The sequence below is a fragment of the Amycolatopsis sp. H20-H5 genome (genome assembly GCF_035828755.1).
Taxonomy (GTDB): domain Bacteria; phylum Actinomycetota; class Actinomycetes; order Mycobacteriales; family Pseudonocardiaceae; genus Amycolatopsis.
The window spans coordinates 1-26084 of record NZ_JAYMZS010000013.1; the positions used below are offsets into that span (position 1 = coordinate 1).

Below are 26084 nucleotides of genomic sequence, written 5' to 3' on the forward strand. Positions count from 1 at the left end.
CACCCACCCACCCAAGCCAGCCAAGCCAGCCACCACGGTGTTCAAGCAACCACAGGGTCTTCCCGAGCTTCGCGAGGGAAGACTTCACCGCCGCGCGCCCTCTTTCACGGCCCGAAGGGCCGTCCAGAATCGCGACGGCACCCCGGCGCCCTCCGTGCTCAACGCGAGTCGCGTACGAAGGTCGCGCCGGGGTGGCGGCGCGATTATGTGAGCGCGCTGGCCAATAAACACAGGCTTCTAGACAGACCTTTGAACGCGACCAAAGTTCGTGACGTACCCCCAAAAATGGTGGTCACGTCCTGAGAACGCGTCTGAGAACTGTCGCAGCAGCCGCCGCTCGAAGCCTCGATCACCTGTCCTTCGAAGCCGCTTACCCTCCACAGAGGACGGAAAATCTGCCCATTCGCCCGTTTCATACCGCCATGACCGTTTCATGCGTGCCCCTGAAGGCCACCATGACGGCGTTAGACGCCGTGAAGGCTCCCATCAGGGCACACGGCAAGCCTGGGGTAGCGACTGAAGGGGGCTTTCCCCTCGACTCAACCTTGCAAAAGGCCCCTTCACCAGAACAGACCGTGTGAAAGTCCCCGTCAGTCACGCGGCCCTGGGCGCCAAACTGGACGACGTGACATCAGTTTCCGGACGCCTTCTGAAACATGGTGGCCACGTCCTGAGAAATGGTGGTCACGTCCTGAGACACGGTGAGAAGCCTGTGTTTATTGGCCAGCGCGCTTCCGCGATTGCGCCGCCACCCCGGCCCGGCTTCTCTGCACACGCGCAGGTCTGCGCTAATGGGGCCGGGGTGCCGTCGCAATAGCGGGGGCCCTGGCGGGCCCAAAAGAGGCGCGCGGCGGTGAAGTCTCCGCTCGCAGAGCTCGCGGAGACGCTGTGTCTGGGGCAAACCCCGTGGTCGAGTCGGACCGCAGGGTCGGGGCAACCACAGGGTCTGGGAGGCAGACCGCAGGGTCTGGGGCAAACCCCGTGGTCGGGGCAACCGCAGGGTCTCGGGGGAAGCTGCTGGCCCCGGGTCAGCTGGTTTTCTGGCTGCCCTTGATCTTTGCGTATGCGCCGGTTGCGAGGAGCACGCCGACCACTGCTGCGGCTACCTGGAAGACGTGGCGGATCCAGTCGATCCCGTTGGTGTCGCGGACCCCGAACACGCCGGCCAGCCAGTTGCCGATGAAGGCGGCGACGATGCCGACCACGATGGTCAGCCAGAGCGGGATCTTCTGCGCGCCGGGGGCGAGCAGCCTGCCGATCACGCCCAGGACCAGGCCGACGATGATCGTCGAGATGATTCCCCAAATACCACCGAGCATGATTCCTCCTTCTCGCCGCGGACTCCGGTTCGAACCACCGTGACACCGATTCCGCCGGTCCGCGCCCCAAGCCCCCTGACCGAGTGACACCCGCGGCACAAAAAACTGGCCGGGTCCACCGAAACGGCGGACCCGGCCAGCGGGAAGATCGGTCGTACTACCTCGTTACGCCTTTGCGGCCGTACAGCCCTGCGGCGAGCGAAACGCCGATGGCGGCGATCACGACCTGGGTGATCAGCTCGAGCCAGTCGAAGCCGTTTGTCTCGGCATAACCGAGACCACGAGCGATCGCGGTGCCGATGAAGGCGGCGACGATGCCGACCACGATGGTCAGCCAGATCGGAATGCTCTGCTTGCCCGGTGCGAGGAACCGCCCCAGGATGCCGAGGATCAGGCCTACCACGATGGCGCTGATAATTCCGGAAACGCCCATCGAAAACTCCCTACGCCCGAAGTGACCGGGCGGTCGTTGTCCGCCGCCCGGTGTCACGCTCCTAGTGCCCCGGCGTCTGTCCGGCGAAACCTTCCGTTATCGAAAAGTCGCCGGAATCCGCTTGGGTGCAGCCGAAGGACCGCCGGAGGGCCGTTGGGCCCTCCCCACTCCAGACACAGCGAAGGGGACTTCCTCACGGTGAATGTGAGACAAGTCCCCTTCGTTGGGCCATTCAGTCTAGAAAGCAGCTTCGTCGAGCTCCATCAGCGCGTTGTCGGCGGCCTCGACGATCGCGCGGCGCGCGGTCAGCTCCGGCAGGACGGACTTCGCGAAGAACGACGACACGGCGACCTTGCCCTCGTAGAACGGGACGTCCTTTTTCGACGCGCCCGCGTCCAGCTTGGCGATGGCGACCTCGGCGTGCTTGAGCAGCTGCCAGCCGATGAGCAGGTCGCCGACCGACATCAGCAGGCGGACCGTGTGCTGGCCGACCTTGTTGATGTTCTGGGCGTCCTCCTGCGAGGTGGTCAGGTAGCCGATCAGCGAGCCGAGCATGCCCTGCGTGTCTTCCAAGGCCTGCTTGAGGAGCCCGCGTTCGTTCTTCAGCCGACCATTGCCCGCCTCGGACTCGATGAACTTGGTGATCTCACCGGCGACGAACGCGAGCGACTGGCCCTTGTCCCGCACGATCTTGCGGAAGAAGAAGTCCAGCGACTGGATCGCCGTGGTGCCCTCGTACAGCGAGTCGATCTTGGCGTCACGGATGTACTGCTCGATCGGGTAGTCCTGCAGGAAGCCGGACCCGCCGAGCGTCTGCAGCGACTGCACGAGCTGCTCGGTGGCGCGCTCGGAGCCGACGCCCTTGACGATCGGCAGCAGCAGGTCGTTGACGCTGTGCGCGAGCTTCAGCGAAGCCTCGTCGCCGTCGCCGGTCCACAGCTGGTCCTGGAACGACGCGGTGTAGAGGTAGATCGCGCGCAGGCCCTCGGCGTACGCCTTCTGCAGCATCAGCGAGCGGCGGACGTCCGGGTGGTGGGTGATGGTGACCCGCGGCGCGGTCTTGTTGAGCATGTTCGGCAGGTCGGCGCCCTGGACGCGCTCCTTGGCGTACTCGAGCGCGTTGAGGTACCCGGTCGAGAGCGTCGCGATGGCCTTGGTGCCGACCATCATCCGGGCGTACTCGATGACCTGGAACATCTGCGCGATGCCGTCGTGCACCTCGCCGAGCAGCCAGCCCTTGGCGGGGGTGCCATGAGCGCCGAAGGTCAGCTCACAGGTCGTCGAGGCCTTGATGCCCATCTTGTGCTCGACGTTGGTGACGTAGGCGCCGTTGCGCTCGCCCAGCTCGCCGGTCTTCGTGTCGAAGTGGAACTTCGGCACGAGGAACAGCGAAAGGCCCTTGGTGCCGGGCCGCGTCTCGATGCCGGGACCCTCGGGCCGCGCCAGCACCAGATGCACGATGTTTTCGGACATGTCGTGCTCGGCCGAGGTGATGAACCGCTTCACGCCGTCGATGTGCCAGGAGCCGTCCTCCTGCTTGATGGCCTTCGTGCGGCCCGCGCCGACGTCGGAACCGGCGTCCGGCTCGGTCAGCACCATCGTCGCGCCCCAGGCGCGGTCGATCATGAGCTGTGCCCAGTGCTTCTGCTCTTCGGTGCCGTTCTTGTTCACGATCATCGCGAAGTTCGGGCCCGCCATGTACATGAACAGGGGGGCGTTCGCGCCGAGGATCAGCTCGGACGCGGCCCACTGCACGGTCGGGGGCAGGCCGAAACCGCCGAGGTCGTTGGTGAGGCCGAGGCGCCACCACTCGCCCTCGTAGAGCTTCGCGTAGCTCTTCTTGAAGGACTCGGGCAGCGTCACGCTGAAAGTCTTGGGGTCGTAGACCGGCGGATTGCGGTCGCCGTCGGCGAACGAGTCCGCCAGCGGACCGGTCGCGAGCTTGTTCAGCTCGGAAAGCACACCGCGCGCGGTTTCCTCGTCCGACTCCTCGAGCACGCCCTTGCCAAGGCGTTCCTGCACGCCGAGTACCTCGAAGAGGTTGAACTCCAGGTCTCGGACGTTGCTCTTGTAGTGGCCCATGTCGTCACTCCGTTTGTGTTCGGCTGTCCGGCTGGGCTCGCTGTTCCCCTACTGGCCGGTAACTTCAGGATATTACCTGTGGGTAACCGGGGCAAGAGCCACCCCGCTTCCGGGTGCCACAGATCAGCCGAACGGGCCCCTAGCGAGGGGCTGGTGCTGCGGATGTGGCGGGCGGTGTGACGGTGGGAACGTGCGAGTCGTCGGCGTGGACGATGAGGATTCCGGCCCGGAACGCGATGGTCACGGCGTGCGTGCGATCGCGTGCGGTGAGTTTGCGCAGGATGCTCTTCACGTGGGTCCGGACGGTCTCGACCGACAGGAACAGGATCTTCGCGATCCCCGAGTTCTCCAGCCCCTCGGCGACCAGCTGCAGGACCTGGTACTCGCGCCGGGACAGCGGCATCGGCATTCTCGTGGCCGGGCGGTTGTCACCGTCGGCCACCGGCGCGGGCTGGCGCTTGGGCCGCGCGGTGAGCGCGGCGAGCGACGGGTCGATGTAGCGGCGGTCGACGTGCGCCCGCCGGATCGCCTCGGTGAGGCGCCGCGCGTCGGTCGACCGGGGCACGATCGCGTGCACCCCGGCGGCGATCGCGGCGGCCAGGTACTGCGGCGTGCGGTTGGTGTCCCTGATCATCGCGATGATGACCAGGGCCGGGTCGCCGGTGCTCAGCAGCTTCGTGAGGTGGCAGTTCGGGTCGATGGCGGAGTCCAGCAGCACGACGTCCGGCTTGAGCTGCTCGCACATCTGCAGCGCCGCGTGATGGCTGGCCGCGTGGCCAGCCCAGTGCAGCCCGTGGGTGCGATGTGCCAGGGCGGCGAGCCCCTCGCGGAAAATCGGAATCGGGTCGATCGCGGCGACACCGAGACTGCGGCCGCCGGTCAGCTGAGCCCCCGCCTGGTTGGCGGGAACTCGGTTCGGCTCGATGCTGCGCATCGCGGGCCTCCGTCTCACACGTCACTCCTGGGCCACGGACCTACCGGGCGCGCCCCCTTGCGCACCGGTCCGCCGCCACCCGATCCCCCCTGCTGGGACCGGACAGGAATGACACCTCGTGTTTATTACGAGTCAGTAGCTCTGGGTTTGTGACGCGAGTTCCCCCTCACAGTCGTATCTGTGGGTTGCAGCAAACTCTCCGTAACACCAGGCAGTTCGGGTGCCCGCCCTTCCGAGCCCAGTGCCCGAACGGGAGACCTCAGCGCTACTGAGGGTGCGTTTCCCGCGCTGCACCACGGTCCCTGAAGGCCACCATGAGGGCGTTAGAGTCCCTCATGGTGGCCTTCAGGGACAATCGAAAGTTGTGACGTGTATTACCGGGGGTCGCGAGTTCGACCTCCCGGACGACGGGCCCCGCGCGCCCTGGCACCGGGACGTGACGCTGGACGAGATCCTGCCAGCCGAGGCCGGTTGCAGCCACGAGATCGCCTGCTTCGCCGGGTCGGTCCGCGTCGTGTGCCGCGACCTCGCCGCCACGTGGACCGAAGCCGATTGCTCAGCGAAGTAGCTAACGCACGGCCTCGCGAAGCCGTCCGAACTCGACGGCCAGCCCGGCGGGCGTCCAGTGCGCGTTCAGCCCGCTCGGATTCGGCAGCACCCACACCCTGGCCCCGCCGATCTCCTCATCCTGGTGCCCGACCTGCGCTTTCGACCGCCCGAACGCCGTCCGGTACGCCGTGATCCCGACGACCGCGAGCCAGCGCGGCCGGTACTCGGCGACCTTCGCGGTGAGGATCCGGCCGCCCTCGCGGAGCTCGTCGCCGCTCAGTTCGTCGGCGCGAGCGGTCGTCCTGGCGACGACGTTGGTGATGCCGAATCCCAGCCCGAGCAGCGCGTCCTGCTCGCTCGGGTCGAACCGCCGCGGCGTGAAACCGCCGCCGTGCAGCGCGGGCCAGAACCGGTTGCCGGGCCGCGCGAAGTGCAGGCCCAGCGCGCCCGAGTACAGGCCGGGGTTGATCCCGCAGAAGAGCACGTCGAGTTCCGGCGCGAGCAGGTCGGGGATGGTCGTGTCCTGCGCGGCGGCCAGCTGCTCCTTGGTGGGCTTCACCGCTGCAGTTTCCCTGACGTCCTCCGTCCGGGGGTGGCCAAGCGGCAACATAGTGCGTACGCTGTGTGATCTCGCACACAAGGTCGTATCGAGGAGGCTCCGTGCAGCTCTCGCTGATTCTCGGCCTGGTTGCACTGGTCTTCGCGCTGGCCACGCTCGTGGTCGTGCTGGAGGACAGGCGTGCCGCCCGGCGCGACGCCGAGCGGCGCAAGGCCCGCCTATCGCGTCTGGGCGAGGTGGACCCGCTCGCTCCGGGCAGGCTCCAGCTGGAGCGCTGAAGGGACGATCCGCAGCGCCAAGAGCAGCGCCCCGGCGATCCAGCCGAGCGAAGCGCCCAGGGTGTTGGTCATGAGGTCGTCCACGTCGAAGATCCGGTAGACGAACGGCGCCGTGCCGAAGTTGGCCGTGAGCTGCGTGATCTCGATCAGCAGCGAGGCGGCGAAGCCGATCAGCGTGGTCCCGATCAGCCCGCGGCGCCAGAGGATCCGCGCGAACACGCCCAGCGGGACGAACAGCAGCACGTTCATCGCGGCCTGCTGGAAGGTCTGGGTGGTGAACCAGTCGGTCATCGAGAGCCCGTGCTTGACCAGCTCGCCGTGGATGTCGGTGATCCACTGGAACGGGTGCAGCTGCACGGTCTGGCTGAGCCGGCGCGCGCCGGGGGCGGGCAGCGGGAGGAAGACGACCGCGAGGGTCATGCAGGAGTAGAGGAGCACCGCCGCCGTGGTGAGCAGCGGGCGGAGGACGAGCCGTCCGTGCCGCGCGAACTGCGTGATCAGCTGCGGGACCAGGACGATCGCCCACACCGCGAGGAAGGCGAGTAGTCCGTACTCCAGTGCCGTGACCTGTGCGTTCGTCATGCAGTGAACGTTACGAAGATCCAGATCGCGCCACTTCGGTCGAAGGGCCGGACGAGGGCCGCCCGGGATCGGCCACTTGGCCGATGCCCGGCAGGCCGATCGGCCGGTCGGCCGGTCGGCCTCGATAATCGGTGTTCCCGAAGGTGACCCCGGTGGCATCCTGGGCCGGTGATCGAAGTGCGGCGCCTGACCTCGGTGGATCGTGACCTCCTGCGCGAGCTGCGTCGACGCGCGGTGACCGAATCGCCGGAGGCCTTCAACACGACGGTGGCGGACGAGAGCGTCCTGACCGCGTCGGACTGGGACGCCCGCATGCTCGAGACGGCGTACTTCGCCGGTTTCGACGGCGAAGTGCCGGTCGGCTTGGCCGGCGGGCGCGTGAACGCGGCCGACTGGGACCTCGTGTCGATGTGGGTGGCGTCGGAAGCGCGTGGCACCGGGCTGGTGGATCAGCTGATCGGCGCGGTGTGTGCGGCCGCCGCCGCTGCGGGCGCCGAGCGCGTCGGGCTGCGAGTCGTCGTCGGCAACGTTCGCGCTCTGCGGGTCTACGAGCGTTGGGGGTTCGTCCCCGAGGGTGACCCCGAACGGCTGCCGCGGGACCCTTCGCTCACCCGTCAGCGCATGTATTTACCTGTTACCACAAGTACTAGCAAACTTCGGTAACACAACCTACGCTGCGGTTATGGACGACGTCGTCTTCGATCGCACGGGTAGTGGTGAACCACTGGTCCTGATTCACGGGGTCGGTCACCGGCGCCAGGCCTGGGCGCCGGTCATCCCGCTGCTGACGCCGTATCGCGAGGTCATCGCGGTCGATCTGCCAGGGTTCGGTGAGTCGCCGCCCCGCGAAGGCGCGTACGGCATCGAGCCCGCGCTGGAGACGTTCGCCGAGTTCTTCGCCGACCTCGGGCTCGACCGCCCCCACGTCGCGGGTAACTCACTCGGGGGACTCCTTTCGCTCGCGCTCGGCCAGGCGGGCCTGGTCCGGAGCGTGACGGCGTTTTCCCCGGCCGGGCTCTGGACGCTCAGGCAGCAGCGGTACGCGCTGAGCATGTTGCGCACCCACCGCGCCGTGGCCCAGCGGATGCCCGAACGCACCGCGCGGCGGCTCGCGTCCACCGCCGCCGGGCGCGCCGTGATGACCGGGATGATCGTCGGCAGGCCCGCCCTGCTCAGCCCGGACGTGGTCCTCGACGACATGCACGCGATGGCCGACGCGCCCGGCTTCGCTCCGACGCTGGCCCACGCCCGCGGCGGTTTCCGCTTCGAGGGCCCGGTGTCCGGCCTGCCGGTCACCATCGCCTGGGGCGAGCACGACCGCATCCTCGCCCGCCCGCGCGCCGAGGACCTCCGGAAGGTCGCACCCGGGGCCGACCTGCTGGTCCTTCCCGGCTGCGGGCACGTGCCGATGAGCGATGATCCCGAGCTCGTCGCCGGTGTGTTGCTGACCGGGAGCAGAGAGTCACGCCTCGTCCGCGCGAGCCAGGAAAACTCTTAGCTACGTTTACCTATCGTCCGGCTTCTTGCTCTGGCGATACTCCGTTTCGCCAGGCAGACTCCTCCGCCGTGCGCCCCTTGGGGTGACAGGGCGCCCGAATCGGAGGAAGAATGAGCAAGTCTCTGCTGCGCCGGACCGCGGTCATCGCCGCGGCCGCGCTGGCCACGGTCGCGATGACGGCCACATCCGCGTCGGCGGCCCACCGGCCCGACCCGACGACGGATGTCCGGCTGATCGCCTTCAACGACCTGCACGGCAACCTCGAACCGCCCAGCGGTTCGAGCGGCCGGGTGACGTTGTCGAACGGCACGACCGTCGACGCCGGTGGCGCCGCGTACCTCGCGACGCACGTGAAACAGCTGCAGTCGCAGGCCCGCAACTCGCTGGTGCTCTCGTCGGGCGACAACATCGGCGCGTCGCCGGTGATCTCGGCGCTGTTCCACGACGAGCCGACCATCGACTTCCTCAACCAGATCGGCGTCAAGGCGTCGGTCGTGGGCAACCACGAGTTCGACGAGGGCTACAAGGAGCTGCAGCGTATGCAGTTCGGCGGGTGCCACCCGACGGACGGCTGCCAGTTCCAGAAGTCGTTCTCCGGTGCGAATTTCCCGTTCCTCGGGTCCAATGTGTACTTCACCAACGGACTGCCCGCGTTGCTGCCGTTCAGCATCCAGTTCTCCGGCGGCGTGCCGATCGGCATCATCGGCGCCACACTGAAGGACCTGCCCTCGGTCGTCACCCCGGAGGCCATCAAGGGCCTCAAGTTCGGCGACGAGGTCGAGGCCATCAACCGGACCTCGAACATCCTGAACTTCCTCGGCATCAAGTCGCAGGTCGTGCTGATGCACCAGGGTGACAACACCGAGGTCGAAGGCCCCGACGACTGCAAGCTGCGGCCCGGCCCGGCCGCGGTGATCGCCGCGAAGGTCACCCCGAACGTCGACGCGATCTTCACCGGCCACAGCCACCAGCAGTACAACTGCGTGATCAACGACCCGGCCGGTCAGCCGCGCCCGGTCATCCAGGGCGCGTCGTTCGGCAGGCTCCTGTCCGTGGTGGACCTGAAGATCGACAGGAAGACCCGCGACGTCGTGCGCAGCGCGACCGTGGCGCACAACGAGATCGTCACCCGCGACGTCACCCCGGACCCGGCCGCGCAGAAGCTGGTCGACGAGGCCAAGACCAAGGCGGGCCCGATCGCGAACAAGAAGGTCGGCACCATCACCGCCGACCTGAACGCGGCGGGCGTGGCCTCCGGTGAGTCGGCGCTCGGCGACGTCATCACCGACGCGCAGCTGGAAGGCACCCAGGCCAACGGCGCGCAGATCGCGATCACCAATCCGGGTGGCATTCGCGCGGACCTGACGTACAAGTCGTCGGCGAACGGCGAGGGCGACGGCGTCGTGACTTACGGCGAGGCGTTCACCGTGCAGCCGTTCGCGAACATCATGCAGACGATCACGCTCACCGCGGCGAACCTGAAGAACGTGCTGGAGCAGCAGTTCTCGGCGAGCGGCACGAAGATCCTGCAGATCTCGAAGGCGCTGCACTACTCGTACTCGGCGGCCGCCGCGATCGGTTCGAAGGTCTCGAACATCACCTTCAACGGCACGCCGGTCGACCCGGCCGCGACGTTCCGCGTGTCGGTGAACAACTTCCTCGCCGCCGGTGGCGACGGCTTCGCCGAGTTCACCAAGGGCACCAACCTGGCCGGCGGCCCGGTGGACCTCGACGCCCTGCTCGCCTACCTCGGCGCGCACCCGGGCGTCGCCCCGCCGCCCGCGGACCGCATCACCCTGCTCCCCTAGTTGCCCCTGAAGGCCACCATGACGGCGTTAGACGCCGTCATGGTGGCCTTCAGGGACTTCCCTTTCTTCGAGACGGGCGGGGGAGGATGGGGGGCATGACTACGTGGGAAGAAGTCGTCCGGCTCTCGTCCGGGCTGCCGGGCGTCGAGGAGTCGACGTCGTACCGCACGCCCGCGCTGAAGGTGGCGGGCAAGCTGTTCGCGCGGTTGCGCGAGGAGGCCGAGGGCGGCCTCATGCTGGTCTGCTCGATGGAGGAGAAGGAAGCCCTGCTCGCCTCGGGCGACCCGGCGTTCTACACCACCCCGCACTACGACGGGTACGCCTCGATCCTGGTCGACCTGGACAAGGTCGGGCGCGAGCAGCTGGTCGAGTTGCTCGAAGAGGCCTGGCGCGCCAAGGCCCCGGCGAAGGTCCTCAAGGAACGGTCCGCTGAGCCGAACCCGTGAGCAACCACCGACCGACGGGGATCTCCAGCAGAACCAGACGGGCGTCACGTGCGGCGAGCCGTCGGGCCGCAGTGTGCTCAGCGGGCGTCGCCGCGGTGATTCGCAGTGGCCCGGCCTGCCCGAGGCACGCCCCCTTCCGGCGCGGCTGGGTCGGAGTGGTGGGATGGGGGCGATCAAAGCCCGGACAACACGTGGGAGCGAGCATGTCGACCGAGCAGTGGCCCTTGCGGCAGGATCCCGAGGCGCCGGTCATCTTCGCCCAATCGCTTCTCGAGGACGTCGGCGAGCTCGCGTTCGTCGTCCTGGACGATGACGACGACTGGTTCATCAGCGACGGCTCCGAGTTTTCCGAGGACATGGAGGTCAACCGCGCCCAGTTCGTCTCGCTCCCGCTGCACGACGCGCTCGACCGCATCCCCGAAATCGCCGCGCTCGCGGGCCTCCCGACCGGCATGGCCGCCGACTGGGACCCGGACCGCCGCACCTGGCTGCTGAGCTCGGTCGCCGACTCCGACAACGAGGCCGAGGACGAAGAGATCCGCCAGGCCCGGATCGCCGCCTGGACCCACCCCGGCTCGCCGGTCACCGAGGTCCAGGTCAGCACCGACCTCGCCGAGATCCCGACGGAAGCAGGGACATCCGCGGGCGTGGTCCGCCAGGTCGTCCGCGAGCAGGACGGTGCCTGGCTCTTCGTCAGCTTCGCGGTGCTGGAGGCGGAGGAGTTCGAGGTCGAGGTCCTGGAACTCGAGCACGTCGTACGCCTCTACCCGGACGTCGTCGGCGTCCTGACCGCAGCGCCTGGCCAGGTCTACGACCGCGCCGAGCCGGGCAGCGAGTGGGAGCTCGTCGAAGGCTGACCCGCCTTTGGACGGCAGCGGCCCGCGCGCACCTCCTGTCCCTGCTCCAGTGCAACCGAGACAACCCGTCGACCGAGTGCCGGAAGTCCGGCCCGGTGGCGGCGGTTCGCCTAGACTTGTCTTATGACTACCGAGGGAAGTCGAGAGCCGGTGGAGTCGCGCGCGGACGCGCACCGCGTGCTCGACGCTGTGCCTGACGAGCGCGTGTCCACTGCGTTGGAGCTTCTCCGGCAGCTGGCCGAAGAGCCAGCCGTAGAGCGACCTCGCCGGCAGTTCCGGACAGTCGGGATCTTCGACGGCGAGGCCGACTTGGGCAGGCGTGCGAAGGACATCGTGCGTCGCGAACTCGGTGGAGAGTCGAGCAAGACAGCGTGATCATCATCGACACCGGTGTCGTGGTGGCAATGGGAAACCGTCGTGACGACGATCATGAACGATGCACAGAACTGCTTTCCTCGACTCTTGAGCCGCTGGTGCTTCCGGAGCCGTTGCTTGTCGAAATCGGCTACATGCTCGGCTCCCGTGCTGGAGCTCAGGCCGAAGCGGATTTTCTCCGTGACGTGGCTGACGGTCTTTATACCGTCGAATCAATGATGCTCGCGGATATCGCGCGAGCCGCGGATTTGGTCGAGAAGTACGCGGACTTGCCGCTGGGCACGGCCGATGCGTGCGTGATCGCGCTGGCCGAACGGCTCGGTGTGACGCGGGTGGCAACGCTGGATAAAAGGCATTTCTCGGTAGTGCGGCCGCGCCATATCGGAGCATTCACGCTGCTGCCTTAAAACACGAATGCTGTGCCAGTCTGTCGACCTCTGGTATGCCTTTAGCTGACCGTAACCGCAAGCTTCCTGAACTGGTAGCTGATCTGAATCAGCACCGTCTCGCGTGACTGTCGAGCGTGCTTCAGTCCGCTGCTGCCCTGATCTGATCCGAGCTTTTGGCAGCCGCTGCTGGCGGATACTGCGCCCGGGTTGGCCTGAGAGGAGGCAAACGAAAGCTCCAGGTCCACAGTGGACAACCGCTGACCTGGGGCTCTGTGTCTGGAGCGGATGACGGGAATCGAACCCGCGTATTCAGCTTGGGAAGCTGATGTTCTACCATTGAACTACATCCGCAGTGCGCAGCAAGCATACATGGTGCGGATCTCCTCCTGCCAAGGCCCCTTGGGGCGTACCGTGCAAGTGACAACACTTGTTGTCCAGGGTGCGAGGTGACCAGCGATGGACGGCAGGCTTCCGGATCCCGAGTTGTTCCGCGAGGGCGGGTTCAAGCTCGCGCAGCGGCTGTTCATCGCGGGTGACATCCGTGGTGACGCGCGGCAGATCGAGCGGCTGCGGGGGTTCGCGCAGGTCGAGGACCCGCTGGCCGATGATGTCGTGGCGTGGCTGCGGGGTAATCCGCAGGGGCGCGGGCTGTTCGAGCGGGCGCTCACGGAGGATGTCGACGAGCTGCCGCCGGTGCTGGAGGCCTTCTTCGGCAGCGTTGAGGCGCCTCCGTATTGGGTCGACTACGAGCGGCTTGATCGTGGGGCGCGGGCTATCACACGGGCCGGGTTGATCGGGCTCTTTCCGCTCGGGGACATGGCGCTCATGGGTGGGTATCTCGCGTCGCGGGCGGCGAAGTCGCTGGTCGGGACCGGGGAGATCGAGTACAAGGCCACTCGGCGGCTGGTCGAGACCGCGACCTGGTGGATCCAGGTGACCACGCCTGGCGCGCTCAAGCATCGCGAGCAGGGGTACGCCTCCGCTCTGCGGATCCGGCTGGTGCACGCGCACGTCCGGGCCGCGATGAACCGCCGGGAGGACTGGGACTACGACGCCTGGGATCGTCCGGTCAACCAGGTGCAGACCACCGGCACGCTTCTGCTCTTCTCCCTCGTCTACGTCTTCGGCACGCAGCTGCTCGGCATCCGCTACACCGACCGCGAGCGCGCCGACATTCTGCATCTGTGGCGGTACATCGGGTGGCTGATGGGGGTCGACGAGGAGCTCCTGCCTGCCGACGAGGACGACGCCTGGCGGATGCTCTGGCTGCTCGCCGCCACCGAGTTCGTGCCCGACGACGACTCGAAACGGCTGGCCAAGGCGCTTCTCGAGTCGCACGCGGCGATCGGTGAGGGGCGCGGGGCGGTCGGCAAGGTGCTGTCGCACGTTTCCGTGGCCGTGCACTCGTCGATCAGCAGGCTGGTGCTCGGCAAGACCAACGCCGACTTCCTCGAGCTGCCGAACGATCCGGTCGCGCAGGCCGCGGTGCTGGCCGCGGCCGGGGTCAACTTCGTCGCCGAGACGGCTCGGCGGCTCATTCCCGGGGCCACCGCGCTGCAGGAGACCATCGGCCGGGCCGGGCGCCGGGCCTATGTGCGGCGGCTCGAGAAGATCTTCGCTCCCGACACCACGTATGCCCAGCATATGAAGGCCGCCTGAGCGCCGGATAGGCTTCGCGCGTGCTGCTCAGTGACCGTGACCTCCGCAAAGAGCTCGACGCCGGCCGTCTCGGGGTCGACCCGTTCGACCCGACGATGGTGCAACCGTCGAGCATCGACGTCCGGCTCGACCGCTTCTTCCGCGTGTTCGACAACAGCAAGTACACCCACATCGACCCGCAGCTGCAGCAGGACGAGCTGACCTCGCTGGTCGAGAAGGAGGGCGAGGACCCGTTCGTCCTGCACCCCGGCGAGTTCGTGCTCGGGTCCACCTTCGAGAAGGTCACGCTGGCCGACGACCTCGCCGGGCGCCTCGAGGGCAAGTCTTCGCTCGGGCGCCTCGGGCTGCTGACGCACTCCACCGCGGGGTTCATCGATCCCGGGTTCTCCGGCCACATCACGCTCGAGCTGTCCAACGTCGCGAACCTGCCGATCACGCTCTGGCCGGGCATGAAGATCGGCCAGCTCTGCATCTTCCAGCTCTCCAGCGCCGCCGAGCACCCGTACGGCTCGGGCGCCGCGGGCTCGCGCTACCAGGGGCAACGCGGCCCGACACCCAGCCGGGCGTACAAGAACTTTCACCGCGTCGACACCTGGCGGTGACTTTGGGCCCCTTCAGGCCGTCACCTTCTCGTCCCAGTCGACGTGGTGCTTCCACATGAACTCGTTCGGGTCATCGGCCGCGGTGGGCTTGCTGAACATCCGGGTGAGGAACAGGTCCCGGATCACCCGGCCGACCGGCCCGGCGGCCTTGTCGTCGCCGTTGCGCTTGCCGCGCTCGACCACCGCTTCGACGCGTTCGCGGCGCAGGCTTTCGTACGTCGCGAGCGCGCGCTCGTGGTCCGGCACGTCGCGGAGGCAGCGGGCCAGCGTGACCGCGTCCTCGATCGCCATCCCCGCGCCCTGGCCCGCGGACGGGGACGTCGCGTGCGCGGCGTCGCCGATGATCGCCATCCGGCCCTTTCGCCAGACCGGCACCGACGGGAAGTCGTAGGTCGGCCAGGGCTGGTAGACCTCCTTCGTCGCGCGGACGATCGACGCGGCCGGGGTCTTGTCGGCCGACAGCAGCCGTAACAGTTCGGCGCGCCACCGCTCGCCGACCATGCCGGACAGCTCGGATTCGGTCGGTTCCTTCTTGCGCGGGACGTTCGCGAACCACCAGACCGACCCGTCCGGGTGGACGACGTGGCAGAAGAACACGCGCTTGCCGAAGGTCATGTTCATCACCCCGGGCTCGTCGCCGAGCGACAGCCCCTTGGCGAAGCCGCCGGTGTTGAGCAGCGGGACGTAGCGCGGTGAAGGCGCGTCCGGATCGATGATCCGGCGTACCTGTGAGCGCAGGCCGTCCGCGCCGATCAGCAGGTCGCCCGTGGCGGACGTGCCGTTGGCGAACTCGGCTCTGACCTGCGTGGACGTCTGGCTCGCGCGGATCAGCCGGTTGCCGTACTCCGCCCGGATGCCGCGGCGGGCGGCTTCGTCGCGCAGCGCGACGTAGAGGTCCGACCGCAGCACCGTCTGGGTGGTGGTGCCGTCCGGTAGCGGCCCGCCCAAGCCGAATTCGGCCAGCCGTCGCCCGTTGCCGAGCCCCATCGTCATCCGCGGGGTCGCGAAGCCCAGGCCGCTGACCAGGTCTTTCAGCCCCAGCGGGGCCATCGCGTCCAGGCCGTTCACGGCCAGGGTGAGGAACGCGCCGACCCCTTCGGCCGTGCGGTCGTACGCCTCGTGCAAGACCGGTTCGTGGCCGGTTTCGTGCAAGGCGATCGCGGTGATCGTGCCCGCGATGCCCCCGCCGATGATCAGTACCTTCGTCATGTCCTTCTCCCCATCGAATATCTTAGAAACTAATTCGTTCTGCCGAACTAAAGAGTGGGCTAGGCTGGTCGTCGTGTCAAGCGAACGGGCGAGTTTGGTCGAAGAAGTGCTGCTCAAGGCCAGGGAGTTGTCCACGGAGACGGTCATGTTCCACACCGCCATCGCCGATCAACGCGGCCTCTCGGCGGTCGAGAGCAAGGTCTGCGACTACCTCGCGCGCCTCGGGCCGTTGACGCCGAAGGACCTCACGGGGTACTCCGGGCTCGCGCCGGCGTCGGTCACCGCGCTGGTCGACAGGCTGGAGGGCAAGGGCCTGGTGCGGCGGCTGCCGCATCCGGCCGACCGGCGCAAGGTGCTCATCGAGCTCGACCTGGCGACCGTCGCGGCCGCCGCGCCGCTGTGGGACCACATCGTGTCCTCGACCGTCCGGCTGTGCGAGCGCTACACCGACGAGCAGCTGGCGACCGTGATCGAGTTCCTCGGTGAAGCCGCCAAGCTCACCCACGAGTCCGCCGAGATGATCACAGGTCCCCTCACCGGGTGACTTTGTCCTTTGTGGAGTGGTGAACGGCGCGCGGGTCGCTGAAACGTGCGAGGCTTCCCGGGTCTTCTTTGCCTTTTCGGAGGTTGCGCGCATGACCGTTCCGGGGAAAACGCTTCGACTGCTCGTCGTACTCGCGCTGGTTTTCGCGAGTACGACATTGCTGGCGAACGCACCGTCCGAAGCCACTATTGTCAAGCCGTTCGCGCTGAACTACAACAAGGTGGTCTACGGCGATTTCCTCTACGGCGGGAACGGTGTCGTCCGCTGCCCGGTGGCTGGTGACAACGCGCCGAGCACCGGCAGCGGGAACACCCCGGCGACCTGCGCGAACACCGCGAACCGCACGGACACCAGGGTCAACGACAACTTCTTCATGCAGTGGGCGGACGTCGACTCCGATGCCGGGACGTTCGACTCCAGCTCGTCGGCGGTGACCGTTCCGCCGGGCGCGAAAATCGAATTCGCGCGGCTCAACTGGGCCGGTAACACTGGCGTGTACAGCCTTTCGCCGGGTGTTGCGTCGCCGACGAAATTATGCCAGGACCGGAACAACCGGTTGCCCGCCATCTTGCCGCCGGGGACCCCGGACAAGCAATCGGTCCGGCTCACCGTCGGAAATGGCAAAGCTGTCGACATAGCGCCCGTTTCCTACACCGAAGACCCGTCGAACACTTTCACCGGCGGCCAGTACTACTCGGCCTACGCCGACGTCACCAGCGCCTTTTCCAGCGTCCCGACGGGGTCCGCGGTCGACCTGACCGTCGGCAATGTGTGGGCGCCCAGGGGCTTCAACTGCATGGGCGGCTGGTCGGTCGCGCTGGTGTACTCCTACCCGGAGCGCAACCCGGACTACGCACCGAACAAGCGTGAGGTCTTCGTCTACGACGGCCACGTCCGCCAGAACAACACCGACCCGATCACGAACACCACGATCACCGGGTTCCGCGCCGCCGCGGCCGACGCGCACGTCGGGGTGACCGCGTACGAGGGCGACTGGGGCATCAAGGGCGACCAGTTCCTGATCAACGACAAGGCCGCCGCCGAGCCCGCCACCGGCGCCACCGACAACTTCTTCATCTCCAACGTCGACGGCGTGACCTCGCCGAACGTCAAGAACAACTACAGCGTGGATGCCAAGTCCTTCAACACGAACTCGATCCCGGCGGGCGCGACCAGCGCCAAACTCGGGTTCGGCACCACCGGCGACTCCTACCTCGCGCAGAACCTCGCCTTCTCCACGCCGGTGCCCGAGCTGCAGATCACCAAGATGGCCGAACCGCGGGTGGTGCACGCCGGGGACCAGGTCACCTTCACCATCGTCGTCACCAATCCGAGTGGTGCGCCCGCCAGCGGGGTGACGGTCGAGGACAGCGCGTTCCCGGCCTGCTCGAAGACGGTCGGTGACCTCGCGGGCGGCGCGACAAAGAGCTACACCTGCACCGCGACGGCGCCCGGCGACGACTTCACCAACAGCGCGAAGGTGACCGGCACGAGTGCGCTCGGTGACTCGCTCGACGGCACCTCGACGGTGTCGGTCGACGTCGTCCACCCGGCGATCGGCATCACCAAGCAGGCCGACAAGAAGGCTTACCGCGCGGGCGACACGGTGACGTTCACCGTGGTCGTCACCAACACCGGTGACGTGCCGCTGACCTCGGTGAAGGTGGCCGACCCGAAGACGCCGTCGTGCGTGCGGACGCTGCCGGGTGCGCTCGCCCCCGGCAAGAGCAGGACGTTCACCTGCACGGCGACCGCGCCGATCCCGGACGGGGTGAACACGGCCACGGTCACCGGCGCCGATTCGCTGGGCAAGCAGGTGACGGCGAGGGCCGACGCGCCCGCGCCGGTGATCGCGCCCGCGATCGACGTCACCAAGACCGCCACTCCGACGGTCATCCACGCGGGTGAGCCGGTCACCTGGACGATCACCGTGCGCAACACCGGCGACAGCCCGCTGAACCCGGTGAAGCTGACGGACGACACCACGACGTCCTGTTCGCGCACCCTCGACGGCGCGTTGGCGTCCGGCGCCGAACAGACGTTCACCTGCACGGCGAACCCGTCGAAGACGACGAAGAACACAGTGACCGCCGCGGGCACCGACCTCTCGGGGCAGCAGGTCACCGACACCGCGTCGGCCACGGTCACCGTGATCAACCCCGGGCTGACCATCCAGAAGGACGCGAACCCGGGTGTCGTGCGCCAGGGCGACCAGCTCACCTTCACGATCACCGTCACCAACGCGGGTGACGTGCCGCTGACCGACGTCGCCGTGGCCGACGACCGGACCCCGGCCTGCGCGAGGACCATCGGCAGGCTCGAGCCCCAGGCCAAGCAGACGTTCACCTGCACGACGCCCGCCCCGGCCGACGACTTCACCAACACCGCGACCGCGACCGGCAAGGATCAGCTCGGCCGCGAACTCAAGGTGACCGACGACGCGGTCGTCGACGTCATCCACCCGGCCGTGACGATCGTCAAGGACGCCACCCCCACGCAGGTGCGTGAGGGCGACACGGTGACGTTCACGATCACCGCGACCAACACCGGTGACGTCCCGCTGACCGGGGTCGAGGTCACCGATCCGCTGGTCGCGGCCTGCGCGAAGACGCTGGGAACCCTTGCACCGCAAGGAAAGCAAACGTACACCTGCACGACGGTGGCCGGGGCCGAAGGGTTCACGAACACGGCGAAGGTGACCGGGACCGACCCGATCAACCGGCCGGTCGACGCCACCGATACCGCCGCGTTCACCGTGCTGCATCCGGGGATCACGCTGACGAAGGACGTCAAGGGCGGCCCGTTCCGCGAGGGCGACCAGGTCACCTTCCAGCTCACCGCGAAGAACACCGGTGACGTGCCGCTGACCGGGGTGACGGTCGCCGATCCGCTGGTCGCGGACTGCGCACAGACCCTCGCCGAGCCGCTGGCGCCGGGCGGCACCTGGAGCTTCGGCTGCGTGACGAAGGCGCCCAAGGACGACTTCACCAACGTCGCCACTGTGACCGGCACGCCGCCGACCGGTCCGCCGGTGACCGCCACCGACGACGCCCCGGTCGACGTCATCCATCCGGGGATCGCGATCACCAAGGACGCGACGCCGACCGTCGTCCGGCCCGGCGACACCGTGACCTTCACGATCAGCGTCACCAACACGGGCGACAGCCCGTTGCGGGACGTGTTCGTCGCCGACTCGCTCGCCCCGGACTGCGCGAAGCGGCTCGGAGTCCTCGCGCCGCAGGCGAAGCAGACCTTCACCTGCACACTCATCGCCGGGCGGGACGACTTCACCAACACCGCGCGGGTCAACGGCACCGACGGCACCAACCGGCCTGTCACGGCTGTCGACGACGCCGTGGTGGACGTCATCCACCCCGATATCGCGATCATGAAGGCCGCCTCGCCGACGCAGGTGCGTGAGGGCGACACGGTGACGTTCTCGATCCTGGTGAAGAACACCGGTGACGTCCCGCTGACCGCTGTGTCCGTTGTGGACGATCGGACTCCTTCCTGCGCCAAGACGTTCGATGCGCTCGCCGTCGACGCCGAGCAGACGTACACCTGCACGACGGTGGCCGGGCCCGAAGGATTCACGAACACGGCGAAGGTGACTGGGACCGACCCGACCAACCGGCCGGTGGACGCCACGGCCGACGCGAACTTCACCGTGCTGCACCCCGGCCTGTCCATCACGAAGGACGTCAAGGACGGTCCGTTCCGGGCGGGCGACACCGTCACGTTCACCATCACGGTCACCAACACGGGTGACGCGCCGCTCACCGCGGTGACCGTCGCCGACGAGATCGCCCCGGCGTGCGCGCGCACGTTCGACAAGCTCGACGCCAAGGCGGTGCAGACGTTCGAGTGCACCATGGTCGCGCCCGCCGACGACGTCGTGAACGTCGCGAAGGTGACCGGGACGCCACCGACCGGCCCGCCGATCACCACCACAGACGACGCCAAGGTCGACGTCATCCACCCGGCCGTGAAGATCGTCAAGGAGGCCGCGCCCTCGGTCGTGCGCGCGGGTGACGAGGTCACTTACACCATCGCGGTGACCAACACCGGCGACGTCCGGCTTTCCGCGGTGTCCGTTGTGGACGATCTGAATCCCTCGTGCGCCGGGACTTTCGAGGCGCTGGCGCCCGACGAGGTGCAGACCTACACCTGTACCGGCAAGGCGGGAACGGACGACTTCACCAACGTCGCCAAGGTGTCCGGCACCGACCCGACCGGACGGCCGGTCGACTCCAGTGACGACGCCAAGGTCGACGTGATCCACCCGGCGATCGCGATCACCAAGGACGCCTCGCCCGAGCAGGTGCGCGAGGGCGACACGGTGACGTTCGCGATCTCGGTGCGCAACACCGGCGACGTTCCGCTCACCGCGGTGTCCGTTGTGGACGATCGAACCCCCGCCTGTGCGCACACGGTGGACACGCTCGCCCCCGGCGCGCAGGAGGCGTACACCTGCACGACGGTGGCCGGGCCCGAAGGCTTCACGAACACCGCGAAGGTGACGGGCACGGACTCGACGCAGCGCCCGGTCGACGCCTTGGACACGGCGACGTTCACCGTGCGACACCCGGGCATCGGCATCACGAAGTCCTTGCGGGGCGGGCCTTTCCGGGCCGGTGACCCGGTCACCTTCGACATCGTGGTGACCAACAGCGGCGACACCGAACTGCGTGACGTCACGGTCGCGGACGGGATCGCGCCGGACTGCGCGCGGACCATCGGCGCCCTGCCCGCCGCCGGGGTGCAGCGCTACACCTGCACGATGGCCGCCCCCGCCGACGACGTTGTGAACGTCGCGAAGGTGACCGGGACGCCGCCGACCGGTCCACCCGTGACCAGCGAGGGCAGTGCGAAGGTCGACGTCATCCATCCGGTGGTGGAGATCGTCAAGGACGTGTCGCCCGCGCAGGTCCGGCCGGGCGAGTCCGTGACGTTCACCGTCACCATCACCAACACGGGTGACGTGCCGTTGTCCGCGGTGGTCGTGACCGACGACAAGGTCGCGGCCTGCGGCTTCCGCGTGGAGACCCTCGCGGTCGGCGCGAGCGAGAGCCGTCAGTGCTCGCTCGTCGCCCGTGAAGATGTCACCAACGTCGCGAACGTGACCGGGGACGACCCCACCGGCAGGCCTGTGACCAGCAGCGATGACGCAGTGGTCGACGTCATCGGGCCGGGGATCACGGTCACCAAGACCGGCCCGGTCAAGCCGGTGCTCCCCGGCCAGAAGGCGACCTTCACGGTCGTCGTCAAGAACACCGGCGACGTCACGCTGACCGACGTCACGCTCGACGACCCGATCGCGCCGGGGTGTTCGGTGAAGGTGGGCACGCTCAAGCCGGACGAGTCCGCCGCGCCGGTGACCTGCGAGCTGACCATGGGCCAGGCCGACGTCACGAACACGGTGAAGGCGACCGGGACGGACCCGGCTGGCAAGCCGGTGACCTCGACCGCCGACGCCGTCGCGAAGGTCGCGAAGCCGGGGATCGACCTGGTGAAGAAGGCCGATCCGACGATCAGCCCCGGCGGGACCATCACGTACACGCTCAGGGTGTCCAACACCGGGAACGTCGACCTGGCGCCGGTGGAGATCCTGGACAACACGGCGATGGCCTGCGACCGGCGGTTCGAACGGCTGGCGCCCGGCGCGCACCAGGAATGGACTTGCACGGCGAAAGCGGGGCAGTCCGGCGACGTCGAGAACATCGCGACCGCGACCGGCGACCCCGACACCGACCAGCCCGGCCCGCCGGTGAAGGACACCGACAAGGCCGTGGTCAAGGTCGTCGCGCCCGGCACCCCGGCCGTCCCGGAGCCGCCGACGTCGCCATCGTTGCCCAACACCGGCTACAACCCCTGGACCCCGGGCATCACCGGCCTCGCGCTCCTGGTCGCCGGTGCCGCCCTGCTCCTGACCACCCGCCGCCTCCGCCTCCGCCTCCGACGCTGACGCTGACAGCGCTGACGCCCCGCAACTCGTCGACGAGTCGTGGTCTCTCGCGATCAAGAAACCACAACTCGTCGACGAGTTGCGTGAGGGGGTGGGGGTGCGCGTGCGGGTGGGCGGTTCAGACCAGTGGGAAGGTTGCTTCGGGTAGGTAAGTATCTTGCGTAAGGGGTTAGTGGTGACGGGTTCGACAACCGGGGAGCGCGCCGGGCAGCAGCACCTGGCGCACGTGGTCTTCATCGCCGGGGCGGCCGCCGTCGGCGGGTTCCTGTTCGGCTACGACAGCTCGAACATCAACGGCGCGGTCATCGGCATCCGTCAGCATTTCGAGGTCGGCGAGGGAATCACCGGGCTGACCGTGTCGAGCGCGCTCATCGGTTCCTCGGCGGGCGCGTGGTTCGGCGGGCTGCTGTCCGACCGGATCGGCCGGATCCGCACGATGCAGCTCGCGGCCGTGTTGTTCCTGGTCAGCGCGATCGGCGCGATGTTCCCGTTCGCGATCTGGGACCTCGCCCTGTGGCGCGTGGTCGGCGGGATCGCGATCGGTGTCGCGTCGGTGATCGGCCCGGCGTACATCGCCGAGGTCGCGCCGCCCGCGTACCGCGGTCCGTTTCATGCGTCCCCTGAAGGCCACCATGACAGCGTTAAACGCCGTGAAGGCTCCCATCAGGGCACACGGCAAAGCCTGGGGTCGCGACTGAAGGAGACTTTCCCTCGACTCAACCTTGCAAAGTCCCCTTCACCAGAACAGACCGTCGGGCCCATATGACCGCGGCTGGAAGGACACCGTCGACGTGCGGGCCGCCGAGTCCGCCGAGATCGCCGTGCGGTTCACCGACTACCCGGGCAACTACGTCTTCCACTGCCACAACCTCGAACACGAGGACATGGCGATGATGGCGGACTTCCGGACCTCCGGACCTCCTGATCGCGGTTAAGCTGGGGTTATGTCTTTCGCCGATCGGTTCGCGCGCATGAACAGGGCCTTCGCCAACCCGGTGATGCGGCTGTGGGCGGGCCGGGTGCCGCCGCTCGCCATCGTCGAGCACGTCGGGCGCAAGTCCGGCCGGAAGTACCGCACGCCGGTGACGGCGTTCCGGATCGAGGGCGGGTTCGTGGTGGCGCTGCCGTACGGCCGCGATCGCGACTGGGTCCGCAACCTGACCGCCGCGGGCGGGGGCGTGCTGGTCCGGCTCGGCAAGCCCCTCGTGATCGCGAAGAGCACGGTGGTGCCGAGTGACGAGGCGAGCACGTTCCTCTCCCGCCGGGCGGTGCGAGCCTTGAAGTGGAACAAGATCGATTACGTACTGCGACTGGAGACCTGAGACTCACCGGCGCGGACTGCGACGAATGGCGGTCGTCGTCGTAACTCGTTCGTGATAGTTTTCCGCCCCGTGTCCCCCATTAGAGCGCGCAGTAGGTTACTTCTCGTGTCCTTGAGTGTCCTCATCGGCGGCGCCTCGGCCGGTAGTGGCTATCTGTGGTTGCACGACAGTCCTGGCTCGGACACGTTGAGTAACGCCGCGCTCATGGTTCCCGACACCCGGATGACCGGCGGCCCGAACGCCAAGCAACCGAACAACCCGGGCGGTGGGGACCCCGCCGCCCCCGGTTCCGGCCCTGGCGGCCCAGCCGCTCCCGGCACGTCGCCGAGCTCGACGACGTCGACCGGAGCCTCTCCCTCGGCGACGCCGTCGAGCGACGCCCCCAAGTCGGACGCTCCCGCGCCGTCGGACACGCCCGCCAAGACGACCGCCGCCCCGCCCTCGCCCAAGTCGCAGCTCGACCGCTCGCTGACCGGGCAGGTCATCCAGCTCGTCAACGACGAGCGCGCGAAGGCGGGCTGCGACGACGTCTCGAACGAGAGCCACCTCGCCGACGCGGCGCAACGACACAGCGACGACATGTCCGCTCGTGACTACTTCTCGCACGACACTCCCGAGGGCGTGCACTTCGACCAGCGCATCCGCCAGGCCGGGTACTCGAAGCCGGGCGCGGAAAACATCGCGCGAGGCGCACAGAGCGCGTCGCAGGTGATGGACATGTGGATGAACTCCAGCGGCCACCGGGCGAACATCCTGAACTGCTCGCTCACCAAACTCGGCGTCGGCGTCACCACCGACGGCTGGTACTGGACGCAGGACTTCGGCTACTGAGCCGTCTTGCCGGTGTCCTTCTGGTTCCACCGCTCGGCGATGTCGCCGTAGCGCGCCAGCACCGTCGCCCGCAGGGCCGGGTCGGTGCGCGGCACCGGCTCGATGAACACCTCGGTGACGTCGTTGAAGCGCGCCTCCAGCTCGCTCGCCAGGCGCACGCAGGCGCGTTCGACGTCGGCCGCGCCCAGCGTGTCGTCGAAGTCGACGCGGGTGCACACGAGGACCTGGTCGGTGCCCATCAGCATGGTCTGCAGGTCGACCACGGCCTCGATCTCCGGCGCGACGGCGAGGTGGTCGCGGATCCCGCGCACCATCACCGGGTCCGCCTGCCTGCCGATCAGCAGGCCGCGGTTGGTGCGCCCGAGCAGGTACGCGACGAACGCCAGCAGCAGGCCGATCGCGATCGACGCGGCGCCGTCCCACACTGAAGAACCGGTCAGCTGGTGCAGCCCGATCCCGGCGAACGCGATGATCAGGCCGACCAGCGCGGCCGAGTCCTCGAACAGGACGGTCTTCGGCGCCGGGTCGTCGATGAGCCGCAGGTAGGTCGCCATCGTCCGGTTCTCGGCCTTGGCCTCCTTGCGCACCTGCCGGACCGCCTGGACCCAGGACACCGACTCCATGGCGAACGCGAGCGCCAGCACGATGTAGCTGACCAGCGGGTTGGTCTGTTCCTCCGGATGCCCGAAGACGGTCGAGAATCCTTCGTAGAACGAGAAGACCGCGCCGGAGGCGAAGATCGACACCGCGGCGAGCAGGGACCAGAAGTACCGCTCCTTGCCGTAGCCGAACGGGTGAATCCGATCGGCGGGCCGGTCGGACCGTTTCAGCGCGGTCAGCAGGAGGACCTCGGTGAAGGTGTCGGCCACCGAATGCGCGGCCTCGGACAGCATCGCGCCGGAGCCGGTGATGATCCCGGCGACCAGTTTCATGATCGCGATGGCCAGGTTCACCCCGCCGGCCAGTACGACGGTCAGGGTGCTTTCGCCGCCGGATTCCTCCGGGGCCGCTGTTTCCTCGCTCACCGGGAGAAGCGTAATGCGCGCGGCGTGTTCACAACGCGCGAAGCCCGCTCAGCACCCGTTCCATCAGCGCCAGCGCGGGCCTGCCGTCACCGGTGGGTTTCGTGTCGTGGATCGTCACCAGCCCCAGCTCGGCCATGTCGCCCAGCAGCACGCGGGCGACCCCGAGCGGCACGCTGAGCGTCGCGGCGACCTCGGCGACCGACCGCGGGTGGTGGCAGAGCCGCCGGACCGAGCGGAACTCGCCGGTGACCCGGGTGCCGTTCCAGCGTGCGTCCGCGCGGGCGGAGACGAGCGCCTCGATCGCGAGGTGGCGGCTCGACTGCGTCCGGCCCCGGGTGAGGACGTACGGCCGGACCAGCGTCCGTGCGACCTGTTCGTCGTAGCTGCTGTCGTACCGCGGTTCCGGTGACGAGCGGACTTCCCGCGCCGCGACGACCGGCGGCAGGGCGACGGGCTCGACGGCCTGTTCTGGCGGCTGCGCGACGGGTCCGACCAGGCGCTCGGCGACCTTGGCCGAGGGAAACCGGGCCCCCGCGCGGCCGACGCTCGTCGACTCGTTCTCGGCTGGCCACTGGTGCTGGCCGGGCTTGGTTGTCGGGAGGACGTCCGGTTCGTTCGCGTACTTCCTGACGATCCTGGCCGAGGGAAAGCGCGCGCCCGCCTGCTGGTTCGGTCTGAGATCGCGGTGCTCGCTCATGCCGGTCGCCCTTTTCCTGGTTGCCGAAGCCGCACCTCGCGGGCGGCTCCGGCAACGAGGAAAGCCCAGAATAACCCCGCCGTCTACCCCCCATTCGCCGGTTTGTTCCGACCGGCCGTGG

Annotated in this window: 25 protein-coding genes, 1 tRNA gene and 1 pseudogene; 17 read left to right on the forward strand and 10 right to left on the reverse strand. The window is 68.1% G+C overall.

The features are described 5' to 3' along the window. Positions 1-1028 precede the first annotated feature (1028 nt). From QMK34_RS09835 to QMK34_RS09850, 4 genes are all read right to left on the reverse strand, one after another. Entirely contained in the window at positions 1029-1319 is a 291-nt protein-coding gene (locus QMK34_RS09835) for a GlsB/YeaQ/YmgE family stress response membrane protein (RefSeq protein ID WP_326413400.1), read from the reverse strand. Between the two features lie 157 nt (positions 1320-1476). Beyond that, positions 1477-1752 (reverse strand): GlsB/YeaQ/YmgE family stress response membrane protein, encoded by a 276-nt coding sequence (locus QMK34_RS09840; RefSeq protein ID WP_326413401.1) that lies wholly within the window; start codon positions 1750-1752, stop codon positions 1477-1479. Between the two features lie 237 nt (positions 1753-1989). Beyond that, a complete protein-coding gene (locus QMK34_RS09845; protein ID WP_326413402.1) occupies positions 1990-3834 on the reverse strand; it encodes an acyl-CoA dehydrogenase in 1845 nt (614 codons plus the stop codon). 139 nt (positions 3835-3973) lie between these two features. Further along, entirely contained in the window at positions 3974-4768 is a 795-nt protein-coding gene (locus QMK34_RS09850) for a response regulator transcription factor (RefSeq protein WP_326413403.1), read from the reverse strand. Between the two features lie 364 nt (positions 4769-5132). On the opposite strand from QMK34_RS09850, the gene QMK34_RS09855 reads away from it, so the two are divergent. Beyond that, entirely contained in the window at positions 5133-5336 is a 204-nt protein-coding gene (locus QMK34_RS09855) for a hypothetical protein (protein ID WP_326413404.1), read from the forward strand. On the opposite strand, the gene mug is transcribed toward QMK34_RS09855, so the two are convergent. Then, positions 5337-5927, reverse strand: a complete 591-nt coding sequence (gene mug, locus QMK34_RS09860; RefSeq protein WP_442785123.1) for a G/U mismatch-specific DNA glycosylase — start codon at positions 5925-5927, stop codon at positions 5337-5339. Between the two features lie 50 nt (positions 5928-5977). Here mug and QMK34_RS09865 point away from each other — a divergent pair, with 50 nt between their 5' ends. Beyond that, on the forward strand, positions 5978-6154 hold the full coding sequence (locus QMK34_RS09865) for a hypothetical protein (protein WP_326413406.1): 177 nt from the start codon (positions 5978-5980) through the stop codon (positions 6152-6154). Here the strand turns inward: QMK34_RS09865 and QMK34_RS09870 are convergent. Further along, on the reverse strand, positions 6095-6736 hold the full coding sequence (locus QMK34_RS09870; RefSeq protein ID WP_326413407.1) for a VanZ family protein: 642 nt from the start codon (positions 6734-6736) through the stop codon (positions 6095-6097). The genes QMK34_RS09865 and QMK34_RS09870 overlap by 60 nt on opposite strands. Positions 6737-6904: 168 nt before the next feature. Here QMK34_RS09870 and QMK34_RS09875 point away from each other — a divergent pair, with 168 nt between their 5' ends. The 7 genes from QMK34_RS09875 to QMK34_RS09905 all read left to right on the forward strand — a co-directional run bounded on the left by QMK34_RS09875 (position 6905) and on the right by QMK34_RS09905 (position 12127). Continuing rightward, on the forward strand, positions 6905-7399 hold the full coding sequence (locus tag QMK34_RS09875; protein WP_326413408.1) for a GNAT family N-acetyltransferase: 495 nt from the start codon (positions 6905-6907) through the stop codon (positions 7397-7399). 19 nt (positions 7400-7418) lie between these two features. Next, the gene (locus QMK34_RS09880; protein WP_326413409.1) at positions 7419-8234 is read left to right on the forward strand and encodes an alpha/beta fold hydrolase; all 816 of its coding nucleotides are present in this window, start codon (positions 7419-7421) and stop codon (positions 8232-8234) included. A 110-nt stretch (positions 8235-8344) separates the two neighbouring features. Then, on the forward strand, positions 8345-10042 hold the full coding sequence (locus tag QMK34_RS09885) for a bifunctional metallophosphatase/5'-nucleotidase (protein WP_326413410.1): 1698 nt from the start codon (positions 8345-8347) through the stop codon (positions 10040-10042). A gap of 95 nt (positions 10043-10137) precedes the next feature. Next, positions 10138-10488, forward strand: coding sequence for an MmcQ/YjbR family DNA-binding protein (locus QMK34_RS09890; RefSeq protein ID WP_326413411.1), 351 nt, complete (start codon positions 10138-10140; stop codon positions 10486-10488). A 203-nt stretch (positions 10489-10691) separates the two neighbouring features. Then, the gene (locus tag QMK34_RS09895; RefSeq protein ID WP_326413412.1) at positions 10692-11345 is read left to right on the forward strand and encodes a hypothetical protein; all 654 of its coding nucleotides are present in this window, start codon (positions 10692-10694) and stop codon (positions 11343-11345) included. Positions 11346-11468: 123 nt separating this feature from the next. Further along, positions 11469-11720: a hypothetical protein gene (locus QMK34_RS09900; protein ID WP_326413413.1), complete on the forward strand. Its 252-nt coding sequence runs from the start codon at positions 11469-11471 to the stop codon at positions 11718-11720. After that, the gene (locus tag QMK34_RS09905; protein ID WP_326413414.1) at positions 11717-12127 is read left to right on the forward strand and encodes a type II toxin-antitoxin system VapC family toxin; all 411 of its coding nucleotides are present in this window, start codon (positions 11717-11719) and stop codon (positions 12125-12127) included. Before QMK34_RS09900 ends, QMK34_RS09905 begins: the two co-directional genes overlap by 4 nt. Before the next feature lie 259 nt (positions 12128-12386). Here the strand turns inward: QMK34_RS09905 and QMK34_RS09910 are convergent. Then, a tRNA-Gly gene (locus QMK34_RS09910) sits at positions 12387-12460 on the reverse strand. Positions 12461-12565: 105 nt separating this feature from the next. Here QMK34_RS09910 and QMK34_RS09915 point away from each other — a divergent pair. Both QMK34_RS09915 and dcd read left to right on the forward strand, forming a co-directional pair. Continuing rightward, positions 12566-13768 carry an oxygenase MpaB family protein gene (locus QMK34_RS09915; RefSeq protein ID WP_326413415.1) on the forward strand — a complete coding sequence of 401 codons (1203 nt, stop codon included), beginning with the start codon at positions 12566-12568 and terminating at the stop codon, positions 13766-13768. 20 nt (positions 13769-13788) lie between these two features. Continuing rightward, entirely contained in the window at positions 13789-14370 is a 582-nt protein-coding gene (gene dcd / locus QMK34_RS09920) for a dCTP deaminase (RefSeq protein WP_326413416.1), read from the forward strand. Between the two features lie 12 nt (positions 14371-14382). Here dcd and QMK34_RS09925 read toward each other — a convergent pair whose 3' ends face one another. Then, positions 14383-15579, reverse strand: coding sequence for an FAD-dependent oxidoreductase (locus QMK34_RS09925; RefSeq protein ID WP_326413417.1), 1197 nt, complete (start codon positions 15577-15579; stop codon positions 14383-14385). A gap of 73 nt (positions 15580-15652) precedes the next feature. On the opposite strand from QMK34_RS09925, the gene QMK34_RS09930 reads away from it, so the two are divergent. The 6 genes and pseudogenes from QMK34_RS09930 to QMK34_RS09955 all read left to right on the forward strand — a co-directional run bounded on the left by QMK34_RS09930 (position 15653) and on the right by QMK34_RS09955 (position 24241). Beyond that, positions 15653-16123 (forward strand): MarR family winged helix-turn-helix transcriptional regulator, encoded by a 471-nt coding sequence (locus QMK34_RS09930; RefSeq protein WP_326413418.1) that lies wholly within the window; start codon positions 15653-15655, stop codon positions 16121-16123. Positions 16124-16214: 91 nt separating this feature from the next. Then, positions 16215-22088, forward strand: coding sequence for a DUF7507 domain-containing protein (locus QMK34_RS09935; RefSeq protein ID WP_326413419.1), 5874 nt, complete (start codon positions 16215-16217; stop codon positions 22086-22088). 226 nt (positions 22089-22314) lie between these two features. After that, positions 22315-22854: an MFS transporter gene (locus tag QMK34_RS09940; protein ID WP_442785125.1), complete on the forward strand. Its 540-nt coding sequence runs from the start codon at positions 22315-22317 to the stop codon at positions 22852-22854. Then, positions 22835-23023, forward strand: a pseudogene (locus QMK34_RS09945) (multicopper oxidase domain-containing protein); the annotation flags it as partial. The gene QMK34_RS09940 and the pseudogene QMK34_RS09945, both read left to right, overlap by 20 nt. A 9-nt stretch (positions 23024-23032) precedes the next feature. Next, positions 23033-23410 carry a nitroreductase family deazaflavin-dependent oxidoreductase gene (locus QMK34_RS09950; protein WP_326413422.1) on the forward strand — a complete coding sequence of 126 codons (378 nt, stop codon included), beginning with the start codon at positions 23033-23035 and terminating at the stop codon, positions 23408-23410. Positions 23411-23515: 105 nt separating this feature from the next. Next, positions 23516-24241 (forward strand): CAP domain-containing protein, encoded by a 726-nt coding sequence (locus tag QMK34_RS09955; RefSeq protein WP_326413423.1) that lies wholly within the window; start codon positions 23516-23518, stop codon positions 24239-24241. On the opposite strand, the gene QMK34_RS09960 is transcribed toward QMK34_RS09955, so the two are convergent. Beyond that, positions 24235-25266, reverse strand: a complete 1032-nt coding sequence (locus QMK34_RS09960; RefSeq protein ID WP_326413424.1) for a cation diffusion facilitator family transporter — start codon at positions 25264-25266, stop codon at positions 24235-24237. The two genes, QMK34_RS09955 and QMK34_RS09960, sit on opposite strands and share 7 nt — an antisense overlap. A 28-nt stretch (positions 25267-25294) precedes the next feature. After that, positions 25295-25963 (reverse strand): DUF742 domain-containing protein, encoded by a 669-nt coding sequence (locus QMK34_RS09965; protein WP_326413425.1) that lies wholly within the window; start codon positions 25961-25963, stop codon positions 25295-25297. Positions 25964-26084: the final 121 nt, after the last annotated feature.

Excerpts from the sequence above, each read along its gene's own strand:
- QMK34_RS09835 (WP_326413400.1), bottom strand. The coding sequence starts at position 1,319 with ATGCTCGGTGGTATTTGGGGAATCATCTCGACGATCATCGTCGGCCTG.
- QMK34_RS09840 (WP_326413401.1), bottom strand. The coding sequence starts at position 1,752 with ATGGGCGTTTCCGGAATTATCAGCGCCATCGTGGTAGGCCTGATCCTC.
- QMK34_RS09845 (WP_326413402.1), bottom strand. The coding sequence starts at position 3,834 with ATGGGCCACTACAAGAGCAACGTCCGAGACCTGGAGTTCAACCTCTTC.
- QMK34_RS09850 (WP_326413403.1), bottom strand. The coding sequence starts at position 4,768 with ATGCGCAGCATCGAGCCGAACCGAGTTCCCGCCAACCAGGCGGGGGCT.
- mug (WP_442785123.1), bottom strand. The coding sequence starts at position 5,927 with ATGTTGCCGCTTGGCCACCCCCGGACGGAGGACGTCAGGGAAACTGCA.
- QMK34_RS09870 (WP_326413407.1), bottom strand. The coding sequence starts at position 6,736 with ATGACGAACGCACAGGTCACGGCACTGGAGTACGGACTACTCGCCTTC.
- QMK34_RS09880 (WP_326413409.1), top strand. The coding sequence starts at position 7,419 with ATGGACGACGTCGTCTTCGATCGCACGGGTAGTGGTGAACCACTGGTC.
- QMK34_RS09885 (WP_326413410.1), top strand. The coding sequence starts at position 8,345 with ATGAGCAAGTCTCTGCTGCGCCGGACCGCGGTCATCGCCGCGGCCGCG.
- QMK34_RS09890 (WP_326413411.1), top strand. The coding sequence starts at position 10,138 with ATGACTACGTGGGAAGAAGTCGTCCGGCTCTCGTCCGGGCTGCCGGGC.
- QMK34_RS09895 (WP_326413412.1), top strand. The coding sequence starts at position 10,692 with ATGTCGACCGAGCAGTGGCCCTTGCGGCAGGATCCCGAGGCGCCGGTC.
- QMK34_RS09900 (WP_326413413.1), top strand. The coding sequence starts at position 11,469 with ATGACTACCGAGGGAAGTCGAGAGCCGGTGGAGTCGCGCGCGGACGCG.
- QMK34_RS09915 (WP_326413415.1), top strand. The coding sequence starts at position 12,566 with ATGGACGGCAGGCTTCCGGATCCCGAGTTGTTCCGCGAGGGCGGGTTC.
- QMK34_RS09925 (WP_326413417.1), bottom strand. The coding sequence starts at position 15,579 with ATGACGAAGGTACTGATCATCGGCGGGGGCATCGCGGGCACGATCACC.
- QMK34_RS09935 (WP_326413419.1), top strand. The coding sequence starts at position 16,215 with ATGACCGTTCCGGGGAAAACGCTTCGACTGCTCGTCGTACTCGCGCTG.
- QMK34_RS09950 (WP_326413422.1), top strand. The coding sequence starts at position 23,033 with ATGTCTTTCGCCGATCGGTTCGCGCGCATGAACAGGGCCTTCGCCAAC.
- QMK34_RS09965 (WP_326413425.1), bottom strand. The coding sequence starts at position 25,963 with ATGAGCGAGCACCGCGATCTCAGACCGAACCAGCAGGCGGGCGCGCGC.